The 21,177-nt window shown below is 31.4% G+C and carries 20 protein-coding genes; 16 read left to right on the forward strand and 4 right to left on the reverse strand.

All coding sequences use genetic code 11. From position 1 onward, the window contains the following. The first annotated feature begins 12 nt into the window (after positions 1–12). Entirely contained in the window at positions 13–1,437 is a 1,425-nt protein-coding gene (locus KTF99_RS06450) for a 6-phospho-beta-glucosidase (protein ID WP_003534996.1), read from the forward strand. A 32-nt stretch (positions 1,438–1,469) separates the two neighbouring features. Here the strand turns inward: KTF99_RS06450 and KTF99_RS06455 are convergent, their stop codons facing one another. Both KTF99_RS06455 and KTF99_RS06460 read right to left on the reverse strand, forming a co-directional pair. Then, positions 1,470–1,916: a hypothetical protein gene (locus KTF99_RS06455; protein ID WP_029481892.1), complete on the reverse strand. Its 447-nt coding sequence runs from the start codon at positions 1,914–1,916 to the stop codon at positions 1,470–1,472. 9 nt (positions 1,917–1,925) lie between these two features. Further along, complete coding sequence (locus tag KTF99_RS06460; RefSeq protein WP_029481891.1) at positions 1,926–2,426, reverse strand: CarD family transcriptional regulator; 501 nt, start codon at positions 2,424–2,426, stop codon at positions 1,926–1,928. 257 nt (positions 2,427–2,683) lie between these two features. On the opposite strand from KTF99_RS06460, the gene KTF99_RS06465 reads away from it, so the two are divergent. The 7 genes from KTF99_RS06465 to KTF99_RS06495 all read left to right on the forward strand — a co-directional run bounded on the left by KTF99_RS06465 (position 2,684) and on the right by KTF99_RS06495 (position 11,270). Then, positions 2,684–4,234, forward strand: a complete 1,551-nt coding sequence (locus KTF99_RS06465; RefSeq protein WP_003534990.1) for a prolyl oligopeptidase family serine peptidase — start codon at positions 2,684–2,686, stop codon at positions 4,232–4,234. A gap of 129 nt (positions 4,235–4,363) precedes the next feature. Beyond that, on the forward strand, positions 4,364–4,738 hold the full coding sequence (locus KTF99_RS06470) for a YbaN family protein (RefSeq protein WP_003534988.1): 375 nt from the start codon (positions 4,364–4,366) through the stop codon (positions 4,736–4,738). After that, entirely contained in the window at positions 4,731–6,467 is a 1,737-nt protein-coding gene (locus KTF99_RS06475; RefSeq protein WP_029481890.1) for an ABC transporter ATP-binding protein/permease, read from the forward strand. The genes KTF99_RS06470 and KTF99_RS06475 overlap by 8 nt, the downstream gene beginning before the upstream one ends. Continuing rightward, on the forward strand, positions 6,451–8,097 hold the full coding sequence (locus tag KTF99_RS06480; RefSeq protein WP_029481889.1) for an amino acid ABC transporter ATP-binding/permease protein: 1,647 nt from the start codon (positions 6,451–6,453) through the stop codon (positions 8,095–8,097). Before KTF99_RS06475 ends, KTF99_RS06480 begins: the two co-directional genes overlap by 17 nt. Continuing rightward, the gene (locus KTF99_RS06485; RefSeq protein ID WP_008792380.1) at positions 8,097–8,390 is read left to right on the forward strand and encodes a nitrous oxide-stimulated promoter family protein; all 294 of its coding nucleotides are present in this window, start codon (positions 8,097–8,099) and stop codon (positions 8,388–8,390) included. The genes KTF99_RS06480 and KTF99_RS06485 overlap by 1 nt, the downstream gene beginning before the upstream one ends. Before the next feature lie 64 nt (positions 8,391–8,454). After that, the gene (locus tag KTF99_RS06490) at positions 8,455–8,949 is read left to right on the forward strand and encodes a GNAT family N-acetyltransferase (RefSeq protein ID WP_003534981.1); all 495 of its coding nucleotides are present in this window, start codon (positions 8,455–8,457) and stop codon (positions 8,947–8,949) included. Between the two features lie 128 nt (positions 8,950–9,077). Then, the gene (locus KTF99_RS06495; protein ID WP_003534978.1) at positions 9,078–11,270 is read left to right on the forward strand and encodes a PP2C family serine/threonine-protein phosphatase; all 2,193 of its coding nucleotides are present in this window, start codon (positions 9,078–9,080) and stop codon (positions 11,268–11,270) included. 103 nt (positions 11,271–11,373) lie between these two features. Here KTF99_RS06495 and KTF99_RS17620 read toward each other — a convergent pair whose 3' ends face one another. Further along, entirely contained in the window at positions 11,374–11,490 is a 117-nt protein-coding gene (locus KTF99_RS17620; protein WP_081446363.1) for an IS3 family transposase, read from the reverse strand. 30 nt (positions 11,491–11,520) lie between these two features. Then, positions 11,521–11,697 carry an IS3 family transposase gene (locus tag KTF99_RS17625; protein ID WP_081446362.1) on the reverse strand — a complete coding sequence of 59 codons (177 nt, stop codon included), beginning with the start codon at positions 11,695–11,697 and terminating at the stop codon, positions 11,521–11,523. A 252-nt stretch (positions 11,698–11,949) separates the two neighbouring features. Between KTF99_RS17625 and KTF99_RS06510 the strand changes: the two genes are divergently transcribed. The 8 genes from KTF99_RS06510 (at position 11,950) to KTF99_RS06545 (ending at position 21,022) form a co-directional block, all read left to right on the forward strand. After that, positions 11,950–13,260, forward strand: a complete 1,311-nt coding sequence (locus KTF99_RS06510; RefSeq protein WP_003534976.1) for a DEAD/DEAH box helicase — start codon at positions 11,950–11,952, stop codon at positions 13,258–13,260. 100 nt (positions 13,261–13,360) lie between these two features. Then, the gene (gene hpt / locus KTF99_RS17520; protein ID WP_003534974.1) at positions 13,361–15,160 is read left to right on the forward strand and encodes a hypoxanthine phosphoribosyltransferase; all 1,800 of its coding nucleotides are present in this window, start codon (positions 13,361–13,363) and stop codon (positions 15,158–15,160) included. A 9-nt stretch (positions 15,161–15,169) separates the two neighbouring features. Next, positions 15,170–17,134, forward strand: coding sequence for an ATP-dependent zinc metalloprotease FtsH (ftsH, locus tag KTF99_RS06520; RefSeq protein ID WP_003534973.1), 1,965 nt, complete (start codon positions 15,170–15,172; stop codon positions 17,132–17,134). 139 nt (positions 17,135–17,273) lie between these two features. Beyond that, positions 17,274–18,143 carry an Hsp33 family molecular chaperone HslO gene (hslO, locus tag KTF99_RS06525; RefSeq protein WP_003534972.1) on the forward strand — a complete coding sequence of 290 codons (870 nt, stop codon included), beginning with the start codon at positions 17,274–17,276 and terminating at the stop codon, positions 18,141–18,143. Positions 18,144–18,276: 133 nt separating this feature from the next. Continuing rightward, the gene (locus KTF99_RS06530; RefSeq protein ID WP_008792379.1) at positions 18,277–18,741 is read left to right on the forward strand and encodes a DUF1307 domain-containing protein; all 465 of its coding nucleotides are present in this window, start codon (positions 18,277–18,279) and stop codon (positions 18,739–18,741) included. A gap of 209 nt (positions 18,742–18,950) precedes the next feature. Further along, positions 18,951–19,931, forward strand: coding sequence for a tRNA dihydrouridine synthase DusB (gene dusB, locus KTF99_RS06535; protein WP_009299408.1), 981 nt, complete (start codon positions 18,951–18,953; stop codon positions 19,929–19,931). A 61-nt stretch (positions 19,932–19,992) separates the two neighbouring features. Next, positions 19,993–20,841 carry a bifunctional methylenetetrahydrofolate dehydrogenase/methenyltetrahydrofolate cyclohydrolase FolD gene (gene folD / locus KTF99_RS06540; RefSeq protein WP_003534969.1) on the forward strand — a complete coding sequence of 283 codons (849 nt, stop codon included), beginning with the start codon at positions 19,993–19,995 and terminating at the stop codon, positions 20,839–20,841. Further along, entirely contained in the window at positions 20,831–21,022 is a 192-nt protein-coding gene (locus tag KTF99_RS06545; RefSeq protein WP_003534968.1) for a DUF951 domain-containing protein, read from the forward strand. Before folD ends, KTF99_RS06545 begins: the two co-directional genes overlap by 11 nt. Positions 21,023–21,177: the final 155 nt, after the last annotated feature.

Raw genomic sequence — 21,177 nt, forward strand, 5'->3', positions numbered from 1 at the left:
GAGGAATGAAAGATGGCTTTTTCAAAAGATTTTTTATGGGGTGGAGCAACTGCTGCTAACCAATGTGAAGGTGGATATAATGAAGGGGGACGTGGTCTTGCTAATGTTGATGTAGTACCTCATGGTAAAGACCGTTTTCCTGTTTGCTTAGGAATGAAAGAAATGCTAGATTTTGAAGAGGGATACTATTATCCCGCTCAAGTTGGAATTGATTTTTATCATCATTATCAAGAAGACATTAAACTATTTGCTGAAATGGGGTTTAAAACATTTAGACTATCGATAGGGTGGACTCGTATTTTTCCTAACGGTGATGAAAATGAACCGAATGAAGAAGGCCTAAAGTTTTATGAAAATGTTTTTAATGAATGTCATAAATATGGAATAGAGCCCTTAGTAACGATTACTCATTTTGATATGCCTATTCATTTAATTAAGAAGTACGGCGGATGGAAAAATCGTGAATTAATTGAAATGTATAAAAAATTAGTTACTGTTCTTTTTACAAGATATAAAGGTCTAGTAAAATATTGGTTAACTTTTAATGAAATCAATATGATCTTACATATGCCATTTATGGGGGCAGGACTGATGTTTAAAGAAGGCGAAGATCAAAAAGAAGCTAAATATATTGCGGCTCATAATGAATTAGTAGCAAGCGCTTGGGCTACCAAGATTGCTCATGAAATTGATTCTAATAATATGGTAGGATGTATGCTGGCTGGAGGCGAATATTATGCATATAGTTGCCATCCTGCAGATGTTTGGGCTTCTATTAATAAAAATCGGGAAAATATAATGTTTATTGATGTTCAAGCACGTGGATATTATCCAAACTATGCTTTAAAAATGTTTGAACGTGAAGGTATCAATATTGGTATTACCACAGAAGATAAAGAAATTTTAAAGAATAATCCAGTTGACTTTATTTCTTTTAGTTATTATTCATCACGTTGTATTTCAACACAAGGAAATGTTGAAAAAACTTCTGGAAATGCTTTTGAGGGAACTAAAAACCCATATTTAAAAACTAGTGAATGGGGTTGGGCAATCGATCCGTTAGGATTAAGAATCACATTAAATACTTTATATGATCGTTATCAAAAACCACTATTTATCGTTGAAAATGGTCTTGGTGCCAAAGATACAATTGGAGCTGATGGTTCAGTAAATGATGATTATCGAATTGAATATTTAAGAGAACATATAATAGAGATGGATAAGGCAATTAATGAAGATGGAGTTGAATTATTAGGCTATACACCTTGGGGATGTATTGATTTAGTGTCTGCTTCAACTGGTGAAATGTCAAAACGCTATGGATTTATCTATGTTGATCGAGATGATCAAGGGAACGGTTCATTAAAACGTTCAAAGAAAAAAAGTTTTGCCTGGTATAAAAAAGTTATTGCTTCAAATGGAACTGATTTAGATTAATTAAAAGCATTGACTCATAAAAGTCAATGTTTTTAATTTTCTAAAATTTTCTGTTTTATGTATGTTTCAATCTTAGGTAGTGGAATATTTAGAAGAAGTGATATTTCTTCATGAAAAATATTTTTGGCTGCTTTAAAATATTTTAGTTCATAATTTTGAGTCTGTTTTTTTTGGTGACGAATATAGATTGTTTTAATTAGCTTGATCCACTCAACTTCATCATATTTATCTAGTGACTTTTGGTAAAGCTCTTGTCGATATCGTTCACTAGTTATGTTTAAAGTACGAATATATGGAATTCGTTCAACAATTTCCTCCATTTCAGAAGCTGTTATAACCTTTCGGACAAGTTCGGTGATATTCGTAATGATTGTTTCATTGGTTTGCCAAGTTGTTAAAATGCAAGTGTGATTGTGAATAGCGATAATTTGATAAAGATGATTGTTTTTATGAATAATATAGTTATTAATTTTATACATAAATGCTCCTTAATTTTCTTTCAAAGTTTCTAAAATAAATGGTAAAATTTGTTCTGGCTTTAAATTGAGTGTATGACAAAATTCATCATAAAGCATTTTTTCTGCGGTTTGTAAAAAATGCTGATCTTGAACATGAAATTTTTTTCCGGCTTTTTCTTGTTTTTGTTTATTTAAATACAAAGTTTTGGTCAATTTAACTAATTGTTCATGATTCCCATGATTAATAATATCATTATATTTTTGTTTTCGAATATTTTTATCATTGATCCAGATTGTTTCATTATCTGGCATCGTCTTAATTAATTCATAAATATCTTTCTTAGATAATACTTTTCGCATTTTTGATAAAGCCTCTTCATTATCTGTTGGGACAAGAATAGTTATATGATCATCCAATGGGGTTAAAAAATAATATTGCTTATCGATATTGTTAAGTTTGCGAGTAACAATATCCTTGATCTTACAAGCACCTTCACGTCCATATAAAACGGTATCGCCAATTTTGTACATATAAATTCCTCCATATAATAAAAAAGTGTAGCTGCAACTGGACTTACGTTCCGCAAACTACACGTTGAGATAATATAATTATATCATTTAAAAAAATAATTTCATGTATCAATTTTAAAATCATTATCATAAATAGATTTTAAATTCAATAGTTTTTTTAATTTTTAGGTACCTATTTATGGTACTTAGTAAGTATTTTTGTAATCGCTTTCAATGAGAAAGGGTGATAAACTAAATATATCGAGGAGGAAAGAGATATGAAGAGATTAAAGAGATTATTAGCGATGGTCGTAAGTTTCGCATTAGTAGCAACAACATATTGCACCCCATTATTTGCTGTTGATGCTCCAGATACTTATAGCTGTCAATTATATGGGGAAGTGACAGATGCGGGTGAGGTCGTATCAAAAATGGTAATTGACTATGGTGCTGCTAAAAAGGTTACAGGTGTAGGGTTAGATACATTTACTGTTCATGCTAAAGCATCAACAGAAGATATTCGTCAAGGTACACAAGATACTAGCTATGGTGATTATGATCTTGACCGTAAAATTGTTAAAGTAGAAGTTGAAGGACAATATGTAAACATCTATTTTAATCAAAGTGAAGGGGCCACTTTAGCTTATTTAAGTTCAGGTAGAAATTATCCGGCTGAATTAACTTATACGGTTACACAAAATAAGCCAGTTACTTTAACAGCTGCAGATGGTACAGTTATTAACGATTCATATACCGGTAATTATACTTGTGATAATACTGTAATAAATGCAGAAACTGCTAAATTTGAATCAGTTAAAGTAAAGGATGGAATTAATTATCAATATTATGATGCAGGTAGTGCAGATTCATTGATTGTTTGGTTCCATGGTAATGGTGAAGGTGATTATTTATCTTCTGGCAACAATGTTGCACAAATGTTAGCTAATCGTGGTACAGTTGCTTGGGCTACAGATGAGACTCAAAATATTTTTGGAGGGGCTCATGTTATGGCTTTCCAAGCACCAGATACTTGGTATTATGCACAAAATGATGGTTTATTAGAAAAAGCGTATAATGAAATTAATGAAGTAATCAAAGCTAAAAATATCGATCCTGATAAAGTGTTTGTTTCAGGATGTTCAGCTGGTGGTTATATGACAACAAGAATGTTGATTGCTTATCCAGATTTATTTGCTGCTGCAATGATCAACTGTCCTGCATTAGATGTAGCAGATGCTCGTGGTGGAGAAACTCCAACTGATGCAGAATTAGCAAGTATTAAAAATTCTGATACTGCAATTTGGTTAGTTCAAGGGAAAACAGATAGCAGTGTTAAACCAGAAGATTGCTCAATCCGTTTATTTAATGCTTTAACAGATGGACAAGAATTAATTACTTCAGAACATAAACAAGATTTAAATTCTGATTTTACAACTTCTGAAACTAAAGATGGAAAATATAAATTATCTTTATATGAAACAGTAGCAGTAACAGATCCTAGTACAGGAGCAAGTTCTAATAAATTAGAATTTGCAGAAGATTATGATCAAGATGGTGTAGCAACATTAGTTCAATATAGTGATCACTGGTCTTGGATCTATACATTAAATAACAATCCTAAAGATGCTAAAGGTGTTAGTATTATGAATTGGGCTGCTGAATATGGAAAAACAGCAGAACAACCAACACCTGCACCAGTACCAGAAACACCAGCTGATACACCTAAAACTTCAGTTAAGACTGGTGATAGTGTGAGCCTTGGATTATACGCAATAACTACATTAGCAGGACTTTGTGGAATTGCATTATTAAAAAAGAGATATAATTAAAAGTAGTGAACTTAGTTGAGAAACTAAGTTCTTTTTTGATTAAATTGTTAAATTAGACTAACTTATTATTGAAAAGATGAAAAGTAAATGTTAAAGTATGTTAGATGAATATAACATAAGGAGAACGATATGAAATATCTATATTTTATGCTAGGAATAATATTTACAGGGATTGGAATGATTGGCGTAGTTTTACCAGTTTTACCAACAACTCCTTTTCTTTTAGTGGCAATGTTCTTTTTTACTAAAAGTTCTTCACGGGCTAAAGTCTGGTTTGAAGGGACAAAAATTTATCAAAATCATTTAAATGACTTTGTAACTAAAAGAGCTATGACATTGAAAACCAAAGTGATGTTGTTATCGTTTGCAAGTACGATGTTATTAATTGCATTTTTAATGATGGATAATATTTATGGAAGGATAACAATTGTTTTATTAGTAATATTTAAGTATTATTATTTTGCATTTCGAATTAAAACAATTAAAGAAGTGAGCAATGATTAATAAAAGATTAGTTAGTTATTTAAAAGAGGATAAAAAATATATTTATTTACAAGTTTTGATGCAGTGGCTGGCATTGATTAGTCAAGTAGTAATTGTTGCAATTATAGCTAATATGATCAATGAACTTTACCAGGGGCATCAAGTAAATAATTTTAGTATTAAAATCATAATCATAATTGTATTAATTTTGATTAAAGGTTATTTTGGTAAATTAGTATCATCTTTTTCTTTTAAAGCTGCAAAAAATATTAAAGGAAAACTAAGATGTGATATTTATCAGAAAGTATTATTATTAAATAATCATTATAGTGATGTAATCAGTACGGCTTCATTAACGCAATTAATGAGCGAAGGAGTTGAACAATTAGAGATTTATTTTGGTAAATATTTGCCACAGTTTTTCTATAGTATGTTAGCACCACTGACACTGTTCATTATTTTGGGACGAGTAGAATTCAAAGCAGCCCTAGTATTGTTTGTTTGTGTTCCTTTAATTCCGGTATCGATCGTCTTAGTTCAAAAGTTTGCTAAAAGATTATTAAATAAGTATTGGGGTCTTTACGGGAATCTTGCTGAACGCTTTTTAGATAATGTTCGCGGCTTGACAACATTGAAAGGGTATCAAGGGGATCAAGCTAAACATCTTGAAATGAATGAAGAAGCACAACGATTTAGAAATATTACGATGAAGGTTTTGGTAATGCAGCTAAATTCTATCAGCATTATGGATCTTGTTGCTTATGGTGGTGCAGCACTAGGAATTATTATTTCACTATACAGTTATCAAGGTGGAGCAATTGATTTAGGGCAAACATTTATGATGATCATGTTATCAGCAGAGTTTTTCATTCCGTTAAGACTGCTAGGATCATTTTTCCATATCGCTATGAATGGTAATACCGCAAGTGAGAAAATTTTTAGGTTATTAGATACACCGGTAAATGATCATAAAGAATTAGAAATTACTGAGATTGAAAAAATTGAAATTACTAGACTGTCGTTTGGATATGATGAAGAAATAGTATTGAAGGATGTTAGTTTAGAAATTGATGAACCTGGTATTTATGGTGTGGTTGGAAGCTCAGGGAGTGGTAAAAGTACGATTGCTAAATTATTAATGGGTTATTATGATAATTATCAAGGTGTTTTAAGCTACAATGGAAATCAAGTCAATCAAGTCAAACATCAAAGTTTAATGAAACAAATAACAATGGTTGAACATAATCCTTATATTTTTGCAGGAACTGTCCGCAGTAACTTAAGTGATGGGAATGATAACTGTGATGATAGTATAATGATTGAGGTATTAAAGAAAGTTAATTTATGGAATTATTTTGATGGAGTTAATGGTTTGGATAGTGAAATTGAAGAGCGTGGAAATAATTTGTCTGGTGGACAAAAACAACGTTTAAGTATTGCCCGAGCATTATTGCATGATACTAGTGTTTATATTTTTGATGAAGCGACATCTAATATTGATATTGAAAGTGAAGAAATAATTATGAAAGTAATTGAGCAGATGCGTGATGAAAAAATTGTTATTTTAATTTCACATCGTTTAGCAAGTGTCGAAAATTGTAAATGTAACTATGTCTTTAGTCAAGGGAGATTAATTGGCTGGGGAAATCATAAAGAATTGATGAGAAATAATCCAGAATATATAGAGTTAGTTAATACCCAAAAAGAAATTGAGAATTATGGAGGCCAGGCAAATGCAAAAACGGAGTAATTTAAAAGTAGTAATCAGTTTGATTGCTTTAGTCAAATCAATGCTCTTAATCATGCTTGGAGCAATTATTTTAGGTGTTATTGGCTACTTGGCTGCTATTTTTCTAACGGTAATAGCAGGAGAAATCATGATTAAAGTAATTAAGCATGAGACTTTTACTAGTTTATTATATTTATTGATTGCTTGTGGAATATTAAGGGGCTTTCTACGTTATGGGGAACAATGGTGTAATCATTTTATCGCATTTAAATTATTAGCGATGATTAGAGATATTGTTTTTGAAAAACTTAGAAAATTAGCACCAGCAAAACTTGATGGTAAAGATCAAGGAAACTTGGTAGCCATGATTACTAGCGATGTAGAACTTTTAGAAGTGTTTTATGCACATACAATTTCCCCAGTGATGATTGCTTTAATTGTTTCGATTATTATGATTATCTATATTGGATATTATCATTTTGCTTTAGGTCTTTTAGCAAGCACTGCTTACCTATTTATTGGTGTAATTATTCCTTTAATTGTTGGTAAGAAGTCGGGAAATATGGGGTTAAATTATCGGAATGATTATGGTAAGTATACTAGTTATGTACTAGAGTCTGTCCATGGTCTAAGAATTATTGATCAATTTTCCCGTGGTAATAAACGCCTAAAAGAAATAGATAAAAAAAGTGAGTTATTAAATGAGCAAAATAAAGAATTAAAAGATCTTGAGGGTCAATATCGAATGATTGGAGATATTTGTGTTAGTTTATTTTCACTAGCAATGTTTATCTTAGGATATTATTTATATCGCCAAGGATCAATTGAATTTAATGGCGTTTTAATTAGTACGATTGCTTTAATGGCATCATTTGGACCAGTCTTGGCTTTATCTTCATTAGCACATAATCTAGTTATTACTTTTGCAAGTGGAAATCGTGTTCTTGACTTATTAGCTGAAGAACCTCAAGTTGAAACTGTAATCAATGGATATCAGGGGAATTTAGGAACGATTGAAATAAATAATTTATCATTTAAATATGAAGCTGAAACGATTTTAGATAAAATCAATTTAAGTATTAAACCTGGTGAAATCATTGGAATTGAAGGACGAAGTGGAAGTGGTAAAACAACGCTATTGAAATTATTGATGCGTTTCTATGATCCTACTGACGGAGAAATTCTGATTAATGGTCATGACATCAAAACATGGCAAAGTGATTCTTTAGCGAAATTAATTAGTTATGTTACCCAAGATACATATGTTTTTAATGATAGTATTATCAATAATATTAAATTAGGGATGGAAACTAGCGATGAGGCTGTGATTGAAGCTTGTAAGAAAGCCAATCTTCATGAATTTATTATTAGTTTAAAAGATGGTTATGAAACAATGATCGGGAGCCTTTATCAGTCTTTATCAGGGGGACAGCTGCAAAGATTATCTCTAGCTAGAGCTTTTTTACATGATGCACCATTGATTCTATTGGATGAACCAACTAGTAATCTTGATAGCTTAAATGAAGCTTTAGTATTAAAATCACTAAGTGATAATCATCAAGGGAAAACCATTATTATGGTTAGTCACCGACCTTCATCATTAAAAATCTGTGATCGAATTATTAAAATAGAACAGGGGCGACAGAGTTAATGACGATTGATCAAGAAAAAGAATTAATTAGTATAATGATTAAAATCTATGAAGATGGTAATAAAGTCGATTTAAGTGATTTAAAAAATTATGCTTTTAAGCGAATTGAATTTTGCCCTCGTAAAGAGGAAAAGACATTTTGTTCATCATGCCCGATTCATTGCTATCAAAAAACATATCGGCAGCAAATTCGAGAAGTTATGAAATATTCAGGAAAAAGAATTATCTTCAAACATCCAGTCATTGCCTTCAAACATGTAATAAATACGCTAAAATATAAAATAATGAGCTAAAATAAACCGATTGTACTAGGTAATGATATTATGATATGATATCTAGAGGAATCGGGGTGGCTTGATGGAAAATCTAGAAACACAACGCTTGATAATTAGAGAGTTGGAAATAAAAGATGCTATGCGTTTGAGTGAATATCGTGATAAAAGGGAAGTTGCTTTCTATCAATCATGGTGGCGGTACCCTTACCAGAAAGCCTTAAAAAGAGTAGAGTATTGTGTTAAACATCCTTTTGATGGAAGTCGTGGTAATTATCAATTAGGTGTAGTATTAAAAGAAAATAATATTTTGATAGGTGATTATTTTTTAGAGGTCTTAGAATCTAATTCTATTACGATCGGTTATACTTTTGATAGTGATTATTGGCAACATGGCTATGCAATTGAATCGATGCGAGCACTTTTATTGGAGTTAAAAAATAGATATAATTTTAAAATTGTTTTTGCTCATGTTTATGATGACAACATAAGATCTATTCGTTTGCTTAAAAATCTTGGATTTGTTCAATATGAAACATCTAAGATCATGGGGGATATTGGATTTAAATTAAGATTATAACAACTGGTGTAAAACTAGTTGTTTTTTTGTTTGTAAATCTATAAGTTTTTATTTTATTTTAAAATAAATAAAAAGTGACAAATTATTCTACTGTAAGTATCTATAATCGATATTACGAGGTGAATGAAATGGATTTGACAGTAGCAAAAACAAAAACAAAAATAAAGAATACTGGAATGACTTATGTTTCAATCTTTGGATTAACCCTCCTTCTAGGTTTAGTAAAAATATATGACACATCACTGTGTTTTGTTCTCCCCATGCTAGTAGTATCATTTATGTGCGGCTATCGACATATCATTATGTACATGACCGCTTTATTATTGGTATCATACATATCTTATGATAACTATATGCTATTATTAGTTTCGATTACTAGCGTGATAATTATGCAAGTGATGATGTACTTAAAATTTGTCAAAAGTAAGTATTTAGCCCTAGTAGTTACTTTGGTAAGTTTACTCTTTCTTTACATTTATCAATATAATTATATTGAAGTATTAGTTATATTATCCTTTACACTATTACATAGTCTACTGTACCTAGAAGTAGTGCCTCTCTTTATCCATAACACGATTGAAGTATATACCAATAAACGGATGATGATTCTTTCAACAATGATAATGTTAGCCATCATTTCATTAGTTGAGCTCAATCAAGTCTATATGATGATATTACTAAGGTTCTATTTATTACTAAGTGTCTATTATTTAGGAATTAATAGTACCATGCCTACGATTCTATATATATCAATCATATTAATGTTTATTAATCCCTTATTAAAAGAGGAAATACTATCATTAATCCTTCCTTTTAGTATTTTCTTTATGTATAAGCCGGAAAATAAATTAGTCTGTTCAACCGTTTATCTTGTAAGTCATCTAGTTCTCCCTTTCTTTATTACATATGATTATTACTATCATAGTTTTATTATTGTAGTAAGCGCAACGTTGTTTTTATTTGTACCTACCTTTAAACATAAGCCTAAATTACTTAGTGATGATTTTAAAAATATCACAAGTCGAAACAAATTAATTCAACGTGCTACCACATTCGCCTCTTTATTTAAACAATTAACAGATATCTTTCAAGAAGCAAATCGTAATGTAAATGTCGGTGAGTTTGTTGGCTATGTTTATGAGGATGTATGTTCCAAATGTCCTAGTCGGGATTTATGTTTTTATCGTGATGGGAGTGTAAGTCGATTAGGAAAATTGATTAATAAAGGATTTAAGACTAACTACACAAAAGAAGATATTAACTATATTAATAGTAATTGCATTAGTCCAAATCGCTTCTTAAAGAGTATCAGTGAATATAAGGATAGTTATGAAAAGATAAAAAGAGTTAATCAGGAAAATTCGCATTTAAAGAAAGATTTGTTTTATGAATTTTCGTTATTGAGTGAGGTGTTTGATAATTTTAGCAATTCTTTAGAACAAACGCCATTAAATGATGATAGTTTAAAAGAGCATTTATTAGGCTATCAATTTAATATTACATATTTATACCGTCATCAAATCGGTAATAATGTTTATACTTTAGAATTAGGATTAATGGATATTAGTGAGGAGGAGGTTGTTAATGAACTAGTTCCAATAGTAGAGTCATATTTAAATGAAACATTAGAAATAGTTTCTCTAAAGGATTCAATGCATCATCTTGGTTACACGTCATTAGTTTTAAAACATCAACAAAATTATTCATTGCAGTATGGTTTTCAGCAATATGCTTTAGAGCCTCTTAATTGTGGTGATTCGTTTAGCGCGTTCCATCAAGATAATCTTCATTATTTAGCATTGAGTGATGGAATGGGTCAAGGCAAGATGGCTGCTAATGAAAGTAAGTTGACATTAGAAGTACTATCAAAATTAATTTTAAATGGAATTGGATTAAAAGATACAATTGATTCAATTAATGCTTTATTAAAAATAAAAAATCGTAACGACATGTTTACGACTTTAGATCTATGTAATATTAATCTTGCTAATGCCCGAATGAAGTTAATCAAATATGGTGCTAATCCAAGTTATCATATTCGTAGTGGAATGGTTGAAAAAATTGCAACTAATTCATTACCAGTTGGAGTTGTTTCTAAATTAAAAATGGTTAGTTATGAGATGCCGCTAAAAAATAATGATTTAATTATTATGTCAAGTGATGGAACAGGAAATGATTTTGAACAGATCGTTAATGATAATGTTCACTTATATTGTGATCAGCACCCACAAGAAATAGCTACTTTTTTAATGGATCAAGTATTAGAGAAAAATAATTTAGATGATATAAGTATTATAGTTATTAAAGTGGTAAATAATTAATTTAGTGGACTTCATTAGTTTGAATGAATCAGCGATATGTACCCATAATTTTGGACATGTTTATTTATGAACTAGGCAATACATATGGATGTTTCCTTGTATCTTACAGGAGATATCCGTTTTGTTTTTCTTGAATTCTTTGGTTGTTGTAATGATCTATATATTCATCTATAACAACTGCAAATTCTTCAAAACATTTAAATTCATTTTCATAATACATTTTATTCTTTAATTTTCAAAAAAAATTAAACTAGGAAACATCAGTTGTACCAAAATTTCTATCTATGGTATTGTCAACAATCTTACTGAATAATCCTAAGTTGTACATAATGTGATGGACACGTTTATGATTTATCTGGTAAGCACAGTTAAGAAGTTCTCGATAGACCCTACACACTCCATAACGACTTTTATTTTGTTTGAATATTTTTTACTGTTTAAGCTAATTCTCTGTTTCTTTTTCTATTTTCATGGTAATACACTGCTAAATAATAAAGGCTATTTTTAGTATTATTAAAGCAAAATTTTAAAATATCTATATTTCAAAAAGTATAAAAAGATAGTGAGAATTTAGCTGAAATTTCTATTAGATGAGGTTAATTTATGGAATTGTGAATAAAATTAGTTATTTTAGAATAAATGTGTTATACTGCAAAAAACGATTAAGAGAGAGAAATAGATGAAATTTAGTGAATTAGAATTAATTGAACCATTATTAAATGCAGTAAAAGAAATGAAATATGATATCCCCTCACCGATTCAAGAACAGGCAATTCCAGCAATTATTTCGGGAAGAGATATTTTTGGATGTGCCAAGACTGGAACAGGGAAAACAGCAGCTTTTGCTTTACCGATTTTACAAAAATTATATTTACGTGATGAAAGCGAAAAGTATCCACGAACTATTAAAGCACTGATTTTGGCTCCGACTCGTGAATTAGCAATTCAAATCAATGAGACTTTTGAGGCAATGAATCCGCAGGTTAATTTAAAATCAGCAGTTATCTTTGGTGGGGTTCGTCAGGGTAGTCAGGTTACTAAAATTAATCGTGGGATCGACGTGCTGATTGCCACGCCAGGAAGACTGATTGATCTTTATAATCAAGGATTGGTGGATTTAAAACATGTAGAATACTTAGTTTTAGATGAAGCAGATCGTATGTTGGATATGGGATTTATTAAAGATATTCGTAAGATCTTAAGATTTATTCCTCGTCGTCATCAAACTATGTTATTTTCAGCAACCTTACCTGATGAAATTAAACACCTGGTTAGTGATCTACTGAATGACCCGCTTAAAATCATGATAAGCAGTGGTAATGTTACAGTAGAAAAAATTAATCAATCGCTATACTTTGTTGATAAAGTAAATAAAGCTAAGTTATTGATCAAGTTATTAGAAAATCCTCAAATATATAATGCAATTGTTTTTGTTAGGACAAAAAGAAATGTGGATACTTTATGTAAGAAACTAATTAAGGCGCAAATAACTTGTGAGGGAATCCATGGTGATAAATCTCAAAATGCACGTGTTCGAGCATTAAATAACTTCAAAAATGATAAAGTTCGAGTTCTTGTTGCTAGTGATATTGCTGCTCGAGGGATCGATATTGATGAATTAACACATGTTATTAATTTTGATTTACCTGATCAAGCAGAAAATTATGTTCATCGGATCGGCCGAACTGCTCGTGCTGGAGCATCGGGAGAAGCAATTACATTTTGTAGTTTTCAAGAAAAGGCATTATTAAAAGATATTCAAAAATTTATTAACCAAGATATTCCGGTGGTGGATAACCCTTATTACCCAATGAAAGATTTATCAATACCAGAAAAGAAACATAAAAGTAAAAAAAAGGGTGAAACACAAAAATCACGTGATAAAGCTAAGCACTTGAAACAAGGACAAAAAAAGTCATCAGTAAGAACAAATAACATAAAAAAGAATAGTAAGACAAAAAGAAGTAATTTTAAAAGAAGGCGTCCTTAAAAATGACGTCTTTTACTAATTGATTAGTGAAAAAGTCACGAAAATGATATGTTAAATTAATAATTATTTGATATAATGGTAAAGATATTGAGGTGATTAAATGGATAGTTTTAAAGATTTGCTGAAAATGCAGGAGCTGTATATCCTTGGGGTATCAGGGGGCTGTGATTCGATGGCATTATTAGACATGATGAATCAAGCTGGTTACCAAATAATCGTATGTCACGTCAATTATCATTTACGCGAAGATAGTGACCTAGATCAACAGACAGTTGAAGCATATTGTCACCGATATGATTTGCCTTGTTATGTTCGAGAAATTGATAAACAAGTTTACGGACCGGATAATTTCCAAGATCAAGCTCGGCGGCTACGCTATCAATTTTATTTAGAAATTGGAATGAAATATCAAACCCAAAAAGTGGTTTTGGCCCACCATCAAAATGATGTTATTGAAAATATTGTAATGCAGTTACAGCGCCATAACACTAAGGGATATCTGGGAATCCAAGAAATCAGTGAAGTATTTGGAGTAACTGTAATTAGACCGTGCTTAGCGGTACGAAAACAGTTTTTAAGAGACTATTGTCATGGTCATAATGTTGAATATCGTGATGATTATACAAATTTTCAAACTGAGTTTACTCGTGATTATGTTCGAAATGTTACTTTGAAAGATTATGATGAAGAAAAAATAGAGAAATTACTTAAGTGGGCACAAGAACATAATCAAAGATATGCTAGTAAGCTAAAACAATTACAAATTTATCTTGATTTATATCATCAAAAAAATAAAATTGATTATACTTGTATTCCTAAAGAGCTGTTAGATGGATTTATTTATGAAATTTTAAAAGAAGTTGTTTATCCCCCTTTGATCAGCAATGCTTTGATTAAAGAAATTATTAAACAAATAAAAAGTAATAAGCCAAATATTAATATGGATTTGCCTGTTAATATTAGGTTCATAAAAGAGTATGATAATATATGTGTTTCTAATTTGAAAAATAACCATAGCTATTGTTTAAAATATGAACATTTAGTTTATGATAAGCATGAGCACTTTTATTTAAGTGAAGTAGGTCATTTAAATGAAGGCGTCTATGTGAGTAAAGAAGATTTCCCAATTACGATTAGATCGGCACGTCCTGGTGATGTTATTGTTACTGCTGGTGGAACAAAAAAGGTTTCGCGATTGTTTATTGACAATAAAATTCCTAAAAGTAAGCGGGATACTTGGCCAATTGTTGAAAATAGCCAAGGAATGATAATTCTTGTGCCACATCTTGCAAAAAATATTGGGTATTTATATTCAAAACCCAATATATATGTGGTAAAATTAGAAACATATACGACTAGGAGTGAGATAATGCATAAGGATATAAAAGAAATTTTGATCAGTGGAGATCAAATTAGTGCTAAATGTAAAGAATTAGGGGCAATCATTGATAAAGACTATGAGGGGAAAGAAGTCCTATTAGTTGGTTTATTAAAAGGTTCAGTCCCTTTTATGGCGGAGTTATCAAAATATTTAAATACTGATGTTACTTTCGACTATATGAATGTAAGTAGTTATGAGGGTGTTGAATCCAAGACATTAGTTGTTAAGCAAGATTTAAAGGAAGATGTCAGTGGTAAAAATGTCTTGATCGTTGAAGATATTTTAGATACTGGAAAGACGTTATTTAATGTTAAAGAGATGCTATTAAAACGTAAAGCCAATAGTGTTAAAATTGTCACTATGTTAGATAAAGAAGAGGGTCGGGTTTTTGAAATGAAGGCCGATTATGTGGGATTTAAAATCCCTAATGCTTTTGTAGTAGGCTATGGACTTGACTTTAATGAAAGATATCGTCAATTGCCATATGTTGGAATATTAAAAGAAGATTGTTATAAGTAAGGAGAGTATATGAGTAATAAGAATGGATTATTAAAATCGATTCTTCCATGGGTAGTTCTATTATTCTTAATCGGTGGACTTGTTACCTATATGAATCAGGGTAATAGTAAAGAGATTAAGTATAGTGAATTCGTGGAAGTAGTCCAAGACGAAAAAATTAAGGAAGTAGAAATTGTTCCTTCAAGTTTAGTCGTTGATGTAAGTGGGAAGTATACAAAGAAAGTAGATGGTAAATCAACAGAGTATGAATTTACAACTACGATTCCTAATACTGAAGCTGAAATGCAATCATTAACTGGATTGTTAAATGAAAAGGGTATTGAAACTACGATTGTTGATGCTAATGATCGTGGTGTATTTATGAAGGTCATTATTAGTATTTTACCATATGTATTATTACTTGGAGGAATGTTCTTTATCTTCAAGATGATGGGTCAAGGTGGCGGAAATGCTAAAGCCTTTGATTTTGGTAACTCTAGAGCTAAGTTAGAAAAAAACCAAACAACTAGATTTGCTGACGTAGCTGGTGCTGATGAAGAAAAAGAGGAATTAAAAGAATTAGTAGCATTCTTGAAAAATCCGAAAAAGTTCGCTCAAATGGGGGCTCGTATTCCAAAAGGGGTATTACTTGTGGGGCCACCAGGTACTGGTAAAACTTTATTAGCAAGAGCCGTTTCTGGTGAGGCTAGTGTGCCTTATTATTCAATTTCTGGTTCAGAATTCGTAGAAATGTTCGTTGGTGTCGGTGCTGGTCGTGTTCGTGATATGTTCAAAAAGGCTAAACAAACTGCGCCATGTATTATCTTTATCGATGAAATTGATGCTGTTGGGCGTCAAAGAGGTACTGGTATGGGTGGTGGACACGATGAACGTGAACAAACTCTTAACCAATTGTTAGTTGAGATGGATGGATTTAGTGGTAATGAAGGGATCATCATTTTAGCGGCAACAAACCGTGCTGATGTATTAGATCCAGCATTATTACGACCAGGTCGTTTTGACCGTCAAATTCAGGTAGCTAATCCTGATAAGAATGCTCGTACTGAAATCTTAAAAGTTCATGCGCGGAACAAAAAATTTGCTCCCGATGTAGATTTTAGTAATATAGCACAAAGAACTCCTGGATTCTCAGGGGCTGAACTAGAAAATGTTTTAAATGAAGCTGCTTTATTAGCAGTTCGTGAAGATCACAAAGTAATCTCAATGGATGATATTGATGAAGCAGTTGACCGTGTTATGGGTGGACCTGCGAAAAAATCTCGTAAATATAGTGAAAAAGAACGCCGTCTAGTTGCATACCATGAAGCTGGACATGCTGTGTTAGGTTTAACTTTAGAAGCTGCCAACAAAGTTCAAAAAGTAACTATTGTGCCACGTGGCCAAGCTGGGGGTTATAACTTAATGACGCCTAAAGAAGAAACATATTTCCAAACTAAGACTCAATTAGAAGCTAATATTGCTGGATTTATGGGTGGTCGTGTAGCTGAAGAAATTTTCTTTGGTGATGTAAGTTCCGGTGCTCATAACGATATTGAACAAGCAACTAGAATTGCAAGAATGATGGTTACTGAATTGGGAATGTCAGAACTTGGTCCAATCAAATATGATTCTGAACAAGGAAATGTTTTCTTGGGACGCGACTATACACAACACAATAATTCTCATTCTGGGCAAATTGCTTATGAAATTGATGTTCAAGTTCGTAAGATCATCGATGAATGCTATGCACAGGCAAAAGAAATTATTGAGGCTAATAAAGATAAATTAGTAATTATTGCTGATGCTTTATTAGAATATGAAACATTAGCTGGTGAACAAATTGAAGCATTATTTAATACAGGTAAGATGTTAGATCGTCATGATGGAACAGTTGATAGTAGCTCTAATGATGATTCATCAAATGATTCTAATGCTTCAAGTACAACAACACCATCGTTTGATGATGCTGATGATCTATTAGATGATATGAAATAAAAGCGGTATCCGCTTTTTTTCATATGTGAGGTAAATGATGAACAACAAGAAAAGAAAAATATTTATCTATTTTATTATTTTGTGTATGATAATACCAATGATATTATCATCATTGATGGTATTTTTATAAGGAGAATATATGAAAGATTATTTAGTTAGAGGTTTAGTTAATAGTAAAAACTGTCGCGTTTTTGCTTGTAAAACGACTAATTTAGTAGATGAGGCTCGCAAACATCATAATTTATGGCCTACTGCTTCTGCAGCAATCGGGAGAATGATGTCAGCTACTTTGATGATGGCAAAAATGAACAAGAATCAAGAGAAAATGACAGTTGTGATCAATGGTGGCGGTCCAATTGGAACTATGATGACGGTTACTAATGGTGATGGAAATATTAAAGGATTCGTTGCTAACCCAGAAGTGCATTATACTTATAATGATACTGGTAAATTAGCAGTTGGTGTAGCAGTTGGACATGAAGGAACTTTACAAGTAATTCGTGATATGGGTTTAAAAGAACCGTTTACGGGATCAGTTCCACTACAAACTGGGGAAATAGGTGATGATTTTGGTTACTACTTTGCAGTTAGTGAACAAACTCCTTCAGTTGTATCGGTTGGGGTACTAGTAAATGATACTAATGAAGTGCTTGCTTCAGGTGGATTTATTATTCAATTATTACCTGAGGCTATTGAAGAAGATATTGATTATATCGAAAAAGTTGTCGCTCAATGTCCGCCGGTATCTAAGTTGATCAATGAAGGGAAAAGTCCTGAAGAGATATTAAAGCAGCTATTTGATGATGTGGAGATTACTGAAAAACAAGATTTGTTTTTCAAATGTGATTGTTCAAAAGAGAAAATGGGTAAGGCTTTGATTACAGTTGGTAAGGATGAGTTACAAGCGATGATTGATGAGGATCATGGTTGTGAATTAAGTTGCCAGTTTTGTAATAAAAAATATCAATTTAGTGAAGAAGAATTAAAAGAAATTAAAAATAGATTATAGTAGAATAGTGAAAACTATTCTATTTTTTGTAATTTTATGTGATTATTTTGCTACAAATGTACTATTATGGTATTTTTTAGGTAAATTTTGTGCTATGATAATGGTATAGACAAATAAAGTGAGGGAAAATCAAATGAAAAAACTATTAAGTGTAATGTTACTGGCATTGCTATTAACAGGATGTGGTGGAGAAGAAAAAACCACTACTATTTGTAAAGGAAATATTGATGAAATGACAGCAGCTGAAGTTACGATCGAAGCAACTGGTGATAAAACTGATGTCATGAAAAGTACAGTTACTTATGATTTTACTGGTTATGTAACTGAAAGTACACCAATTGATACTTATTGGCTTCCTAAAGTGAAATCTATTAATGTTGATTATGATTCATTAAAAGGTGGTTCAGCTAAATATACTGTAGATGGTGAAAAAATTATTCTTAAAATTGAATTAGATTATGGTGAAGCTGATTTTGATGAACTTAAAAAAGCTAAATTAGTTACAACTACTGATAGTGATAAGAAAATCGTGTATATTTCTTTAGAAGAAACAATTAAAGAACAAGAAAAAGGTGGACTTACTTGTAAAGAAAAATAAAAAGAAAGGCGGGGGAAGCCTTTCTTTTTTTGTTGGAAACCAACATATTTAGGAATATAACTAACTCGATAACTTACGTCTATTTCGGGGAGGAAAATAGCGGGGAAGGGTAAGTTATCTATAAATAGTATGGCTATGAAGAAATATTTTATACATTTATATTTCTTTTTTTTTAATTTATTGATAAGATACTTTTGAGGAGTGACATAATGTTTAAAATAGGAAATGTAGAAATAGAAAATCCAGTAGTAATGGCACCAATGGCAGGGATTACTAATATGGCTTTTCGTAAAATTATTAAAGATTTTGGTGCCGGACTTGTCTATTCGGAAATGGTTAGTGATAAAGCGCTATGTTATGGAAATGCTAAAACAATAGAAATGTTACAAGTAGATGATGGCGAACATCCAGTTAGTATTCAGCTATTTGGCGGTGAAGTAGAAACAATGGTTCAAGCAGCCAAATATATCGATAAACATGCTAATTGTGACATTATTGATATTAATATGGGATGTCCAGTAAATAAGGTTTTAAAGGCCGATGCTGGTAGTAAATTATTATTATATCCTGATAAAATTTATGAGATTGTTAAAGGTGTCGTTGATAATGTAACTAAACCTGTTACAGTAAAAATACGTAGTGGTTTTGATAAAGAACATATTAATGCAATTGAGGTTGCTCAACTAATTGAGAAGGCTGGTGCTAGTGCTATTGCAATTCATGGTAGAACTCGTTCGCAAATGTATGAAGGTCATGCTGATTGGGAAATAATTCGTCAAGTCAAAGAAGCTGTGAAAATCCCAGTAATTGGCAATGGCGATATCAAGAGTGTTGAGGATGCTAAAAGAATGCTTGAAGAAACAAAAGTTGATGCAGTTATGATTGGTCGTGCGGCCTTAGGAAATCCATGGTTGATTAAACAGGTTGTAGAGTCTTTAAAAACTGGTGAAACAATTAGTGAACCTACTTATCAAGAAAAAATTACGCAGTGTTTAGCACACGCACGACGTTTAATGGAAATTGAACCAGAAAAGGTTGCTATGTTTCAAATGCGTGGCCATGCGCCATGGTATATCAAGGGATTAAAGTCTTCAGCTCGTGTGAAAAATGAATTATCTAAGATTAATACTTTTGAAGAACTTGAAATTATTTTGAAAGAGTATCAAGAATATTTAGATCAGTTGGACTAAGAGTTGCAACAAGTTTATATTTTGGTATAATTGAAATAATAATTAAAGGGGGATTTGAGTAGTGATTATTAGTGGTAAAGAAATATCTGTAAAAATAAAGGATCAATTAAAGGAAGAAGTAAGTAAGATAAAAGAAACATATCCACGTCTACCTAAGTTGGTTGTAATACTAGTAGGGGATAATCAAGCTAGTCAGACATATGTTAGGAACAAAGAAAGAGGTTGTCAGTATATTGGGATTGAATCAGAAATCTTGAGACATGATGCATCTTTTAGTGAAATCGAATTATTACAAGAAATTAATGATTTAAATAATGATGATACTGTTGATGGAATTTTAGTGCAATTACCATTGCCACAGCATATTAATGAAGAAAAAGTTTTAGATGCGATTGTTCCTAGTAAAGATGTTGATGGTTTTCATCCCGAAAATGTGGCTAAATTATTTTTAGGACAACATAGTTTGGTTCCTTGTACACCAAAAGGGATGATGGTTTTATTAGAAGAAATTAATTATGATTTGGCGGGTAAAGAAGTAGTAATTGTTGGGCGCAGTAATATTGTTGGTAAGCCGGTAGCCTTATTGTGCTTACAAAAAAATGCAACTGTTACAATTGCACATAGTCAGACAAAAGATTTAAAGGCAGTTTGTTCACGTGCTGATGTACTTATTGCAGCAATAGGGAAACCGAAATTCTTTAATCACGAGTATGTTAAAGATGGTGCAGTAGTATTAGATGTAGGAATTAATCGTGATGAAAATAACAAATTATGCGGTGATGTTGATTTTGATGATGTTAAAGACAAAGTGTCAGCAATTACTCCAGTTCCAGGGGGAATTGGACCAATGACGATTACAATGTTAATGAAAAATACAATTGAAGCTTTTTATCATAGAAATGGTGACTAATATGGAATATAAATTAAATGATATTGTTGAAATGAAGAAGGCTCATCCATGCAAAAAGTCAACACAATGGCAAATTATTAGAATGGGTGCAGATATTAAAATTAAATGTTTGGGATGCGGAGCGATTGTAATGTTCCCACGCCGTGAATTTGAAAAAAAATTAAAGAAGATAATTGAGTAGTATGGATGATGATGATTTATTAGAAGATGAACTAGATAATGTCTTAGATATATATTGGCACTTTTAGTGCCAATTTTTTTGTTACCTGTTCAAATTGAAAATTTGAACATATAGACTTAAGTCAGTTGAGCATACGAAGTATGCGAAATAAAAAA

The sequence above is a fragment of the Erysipelatoclostridium sp. MSK.7.34 genome (assembly GCF_019041935.1).
Lineage (GTDB): Bacteria > Bacillota_I > Bacilli_A > Erysipelotrichales > Coprobacillaceae > Thomasclavelia > Thomasclavelia ramosa.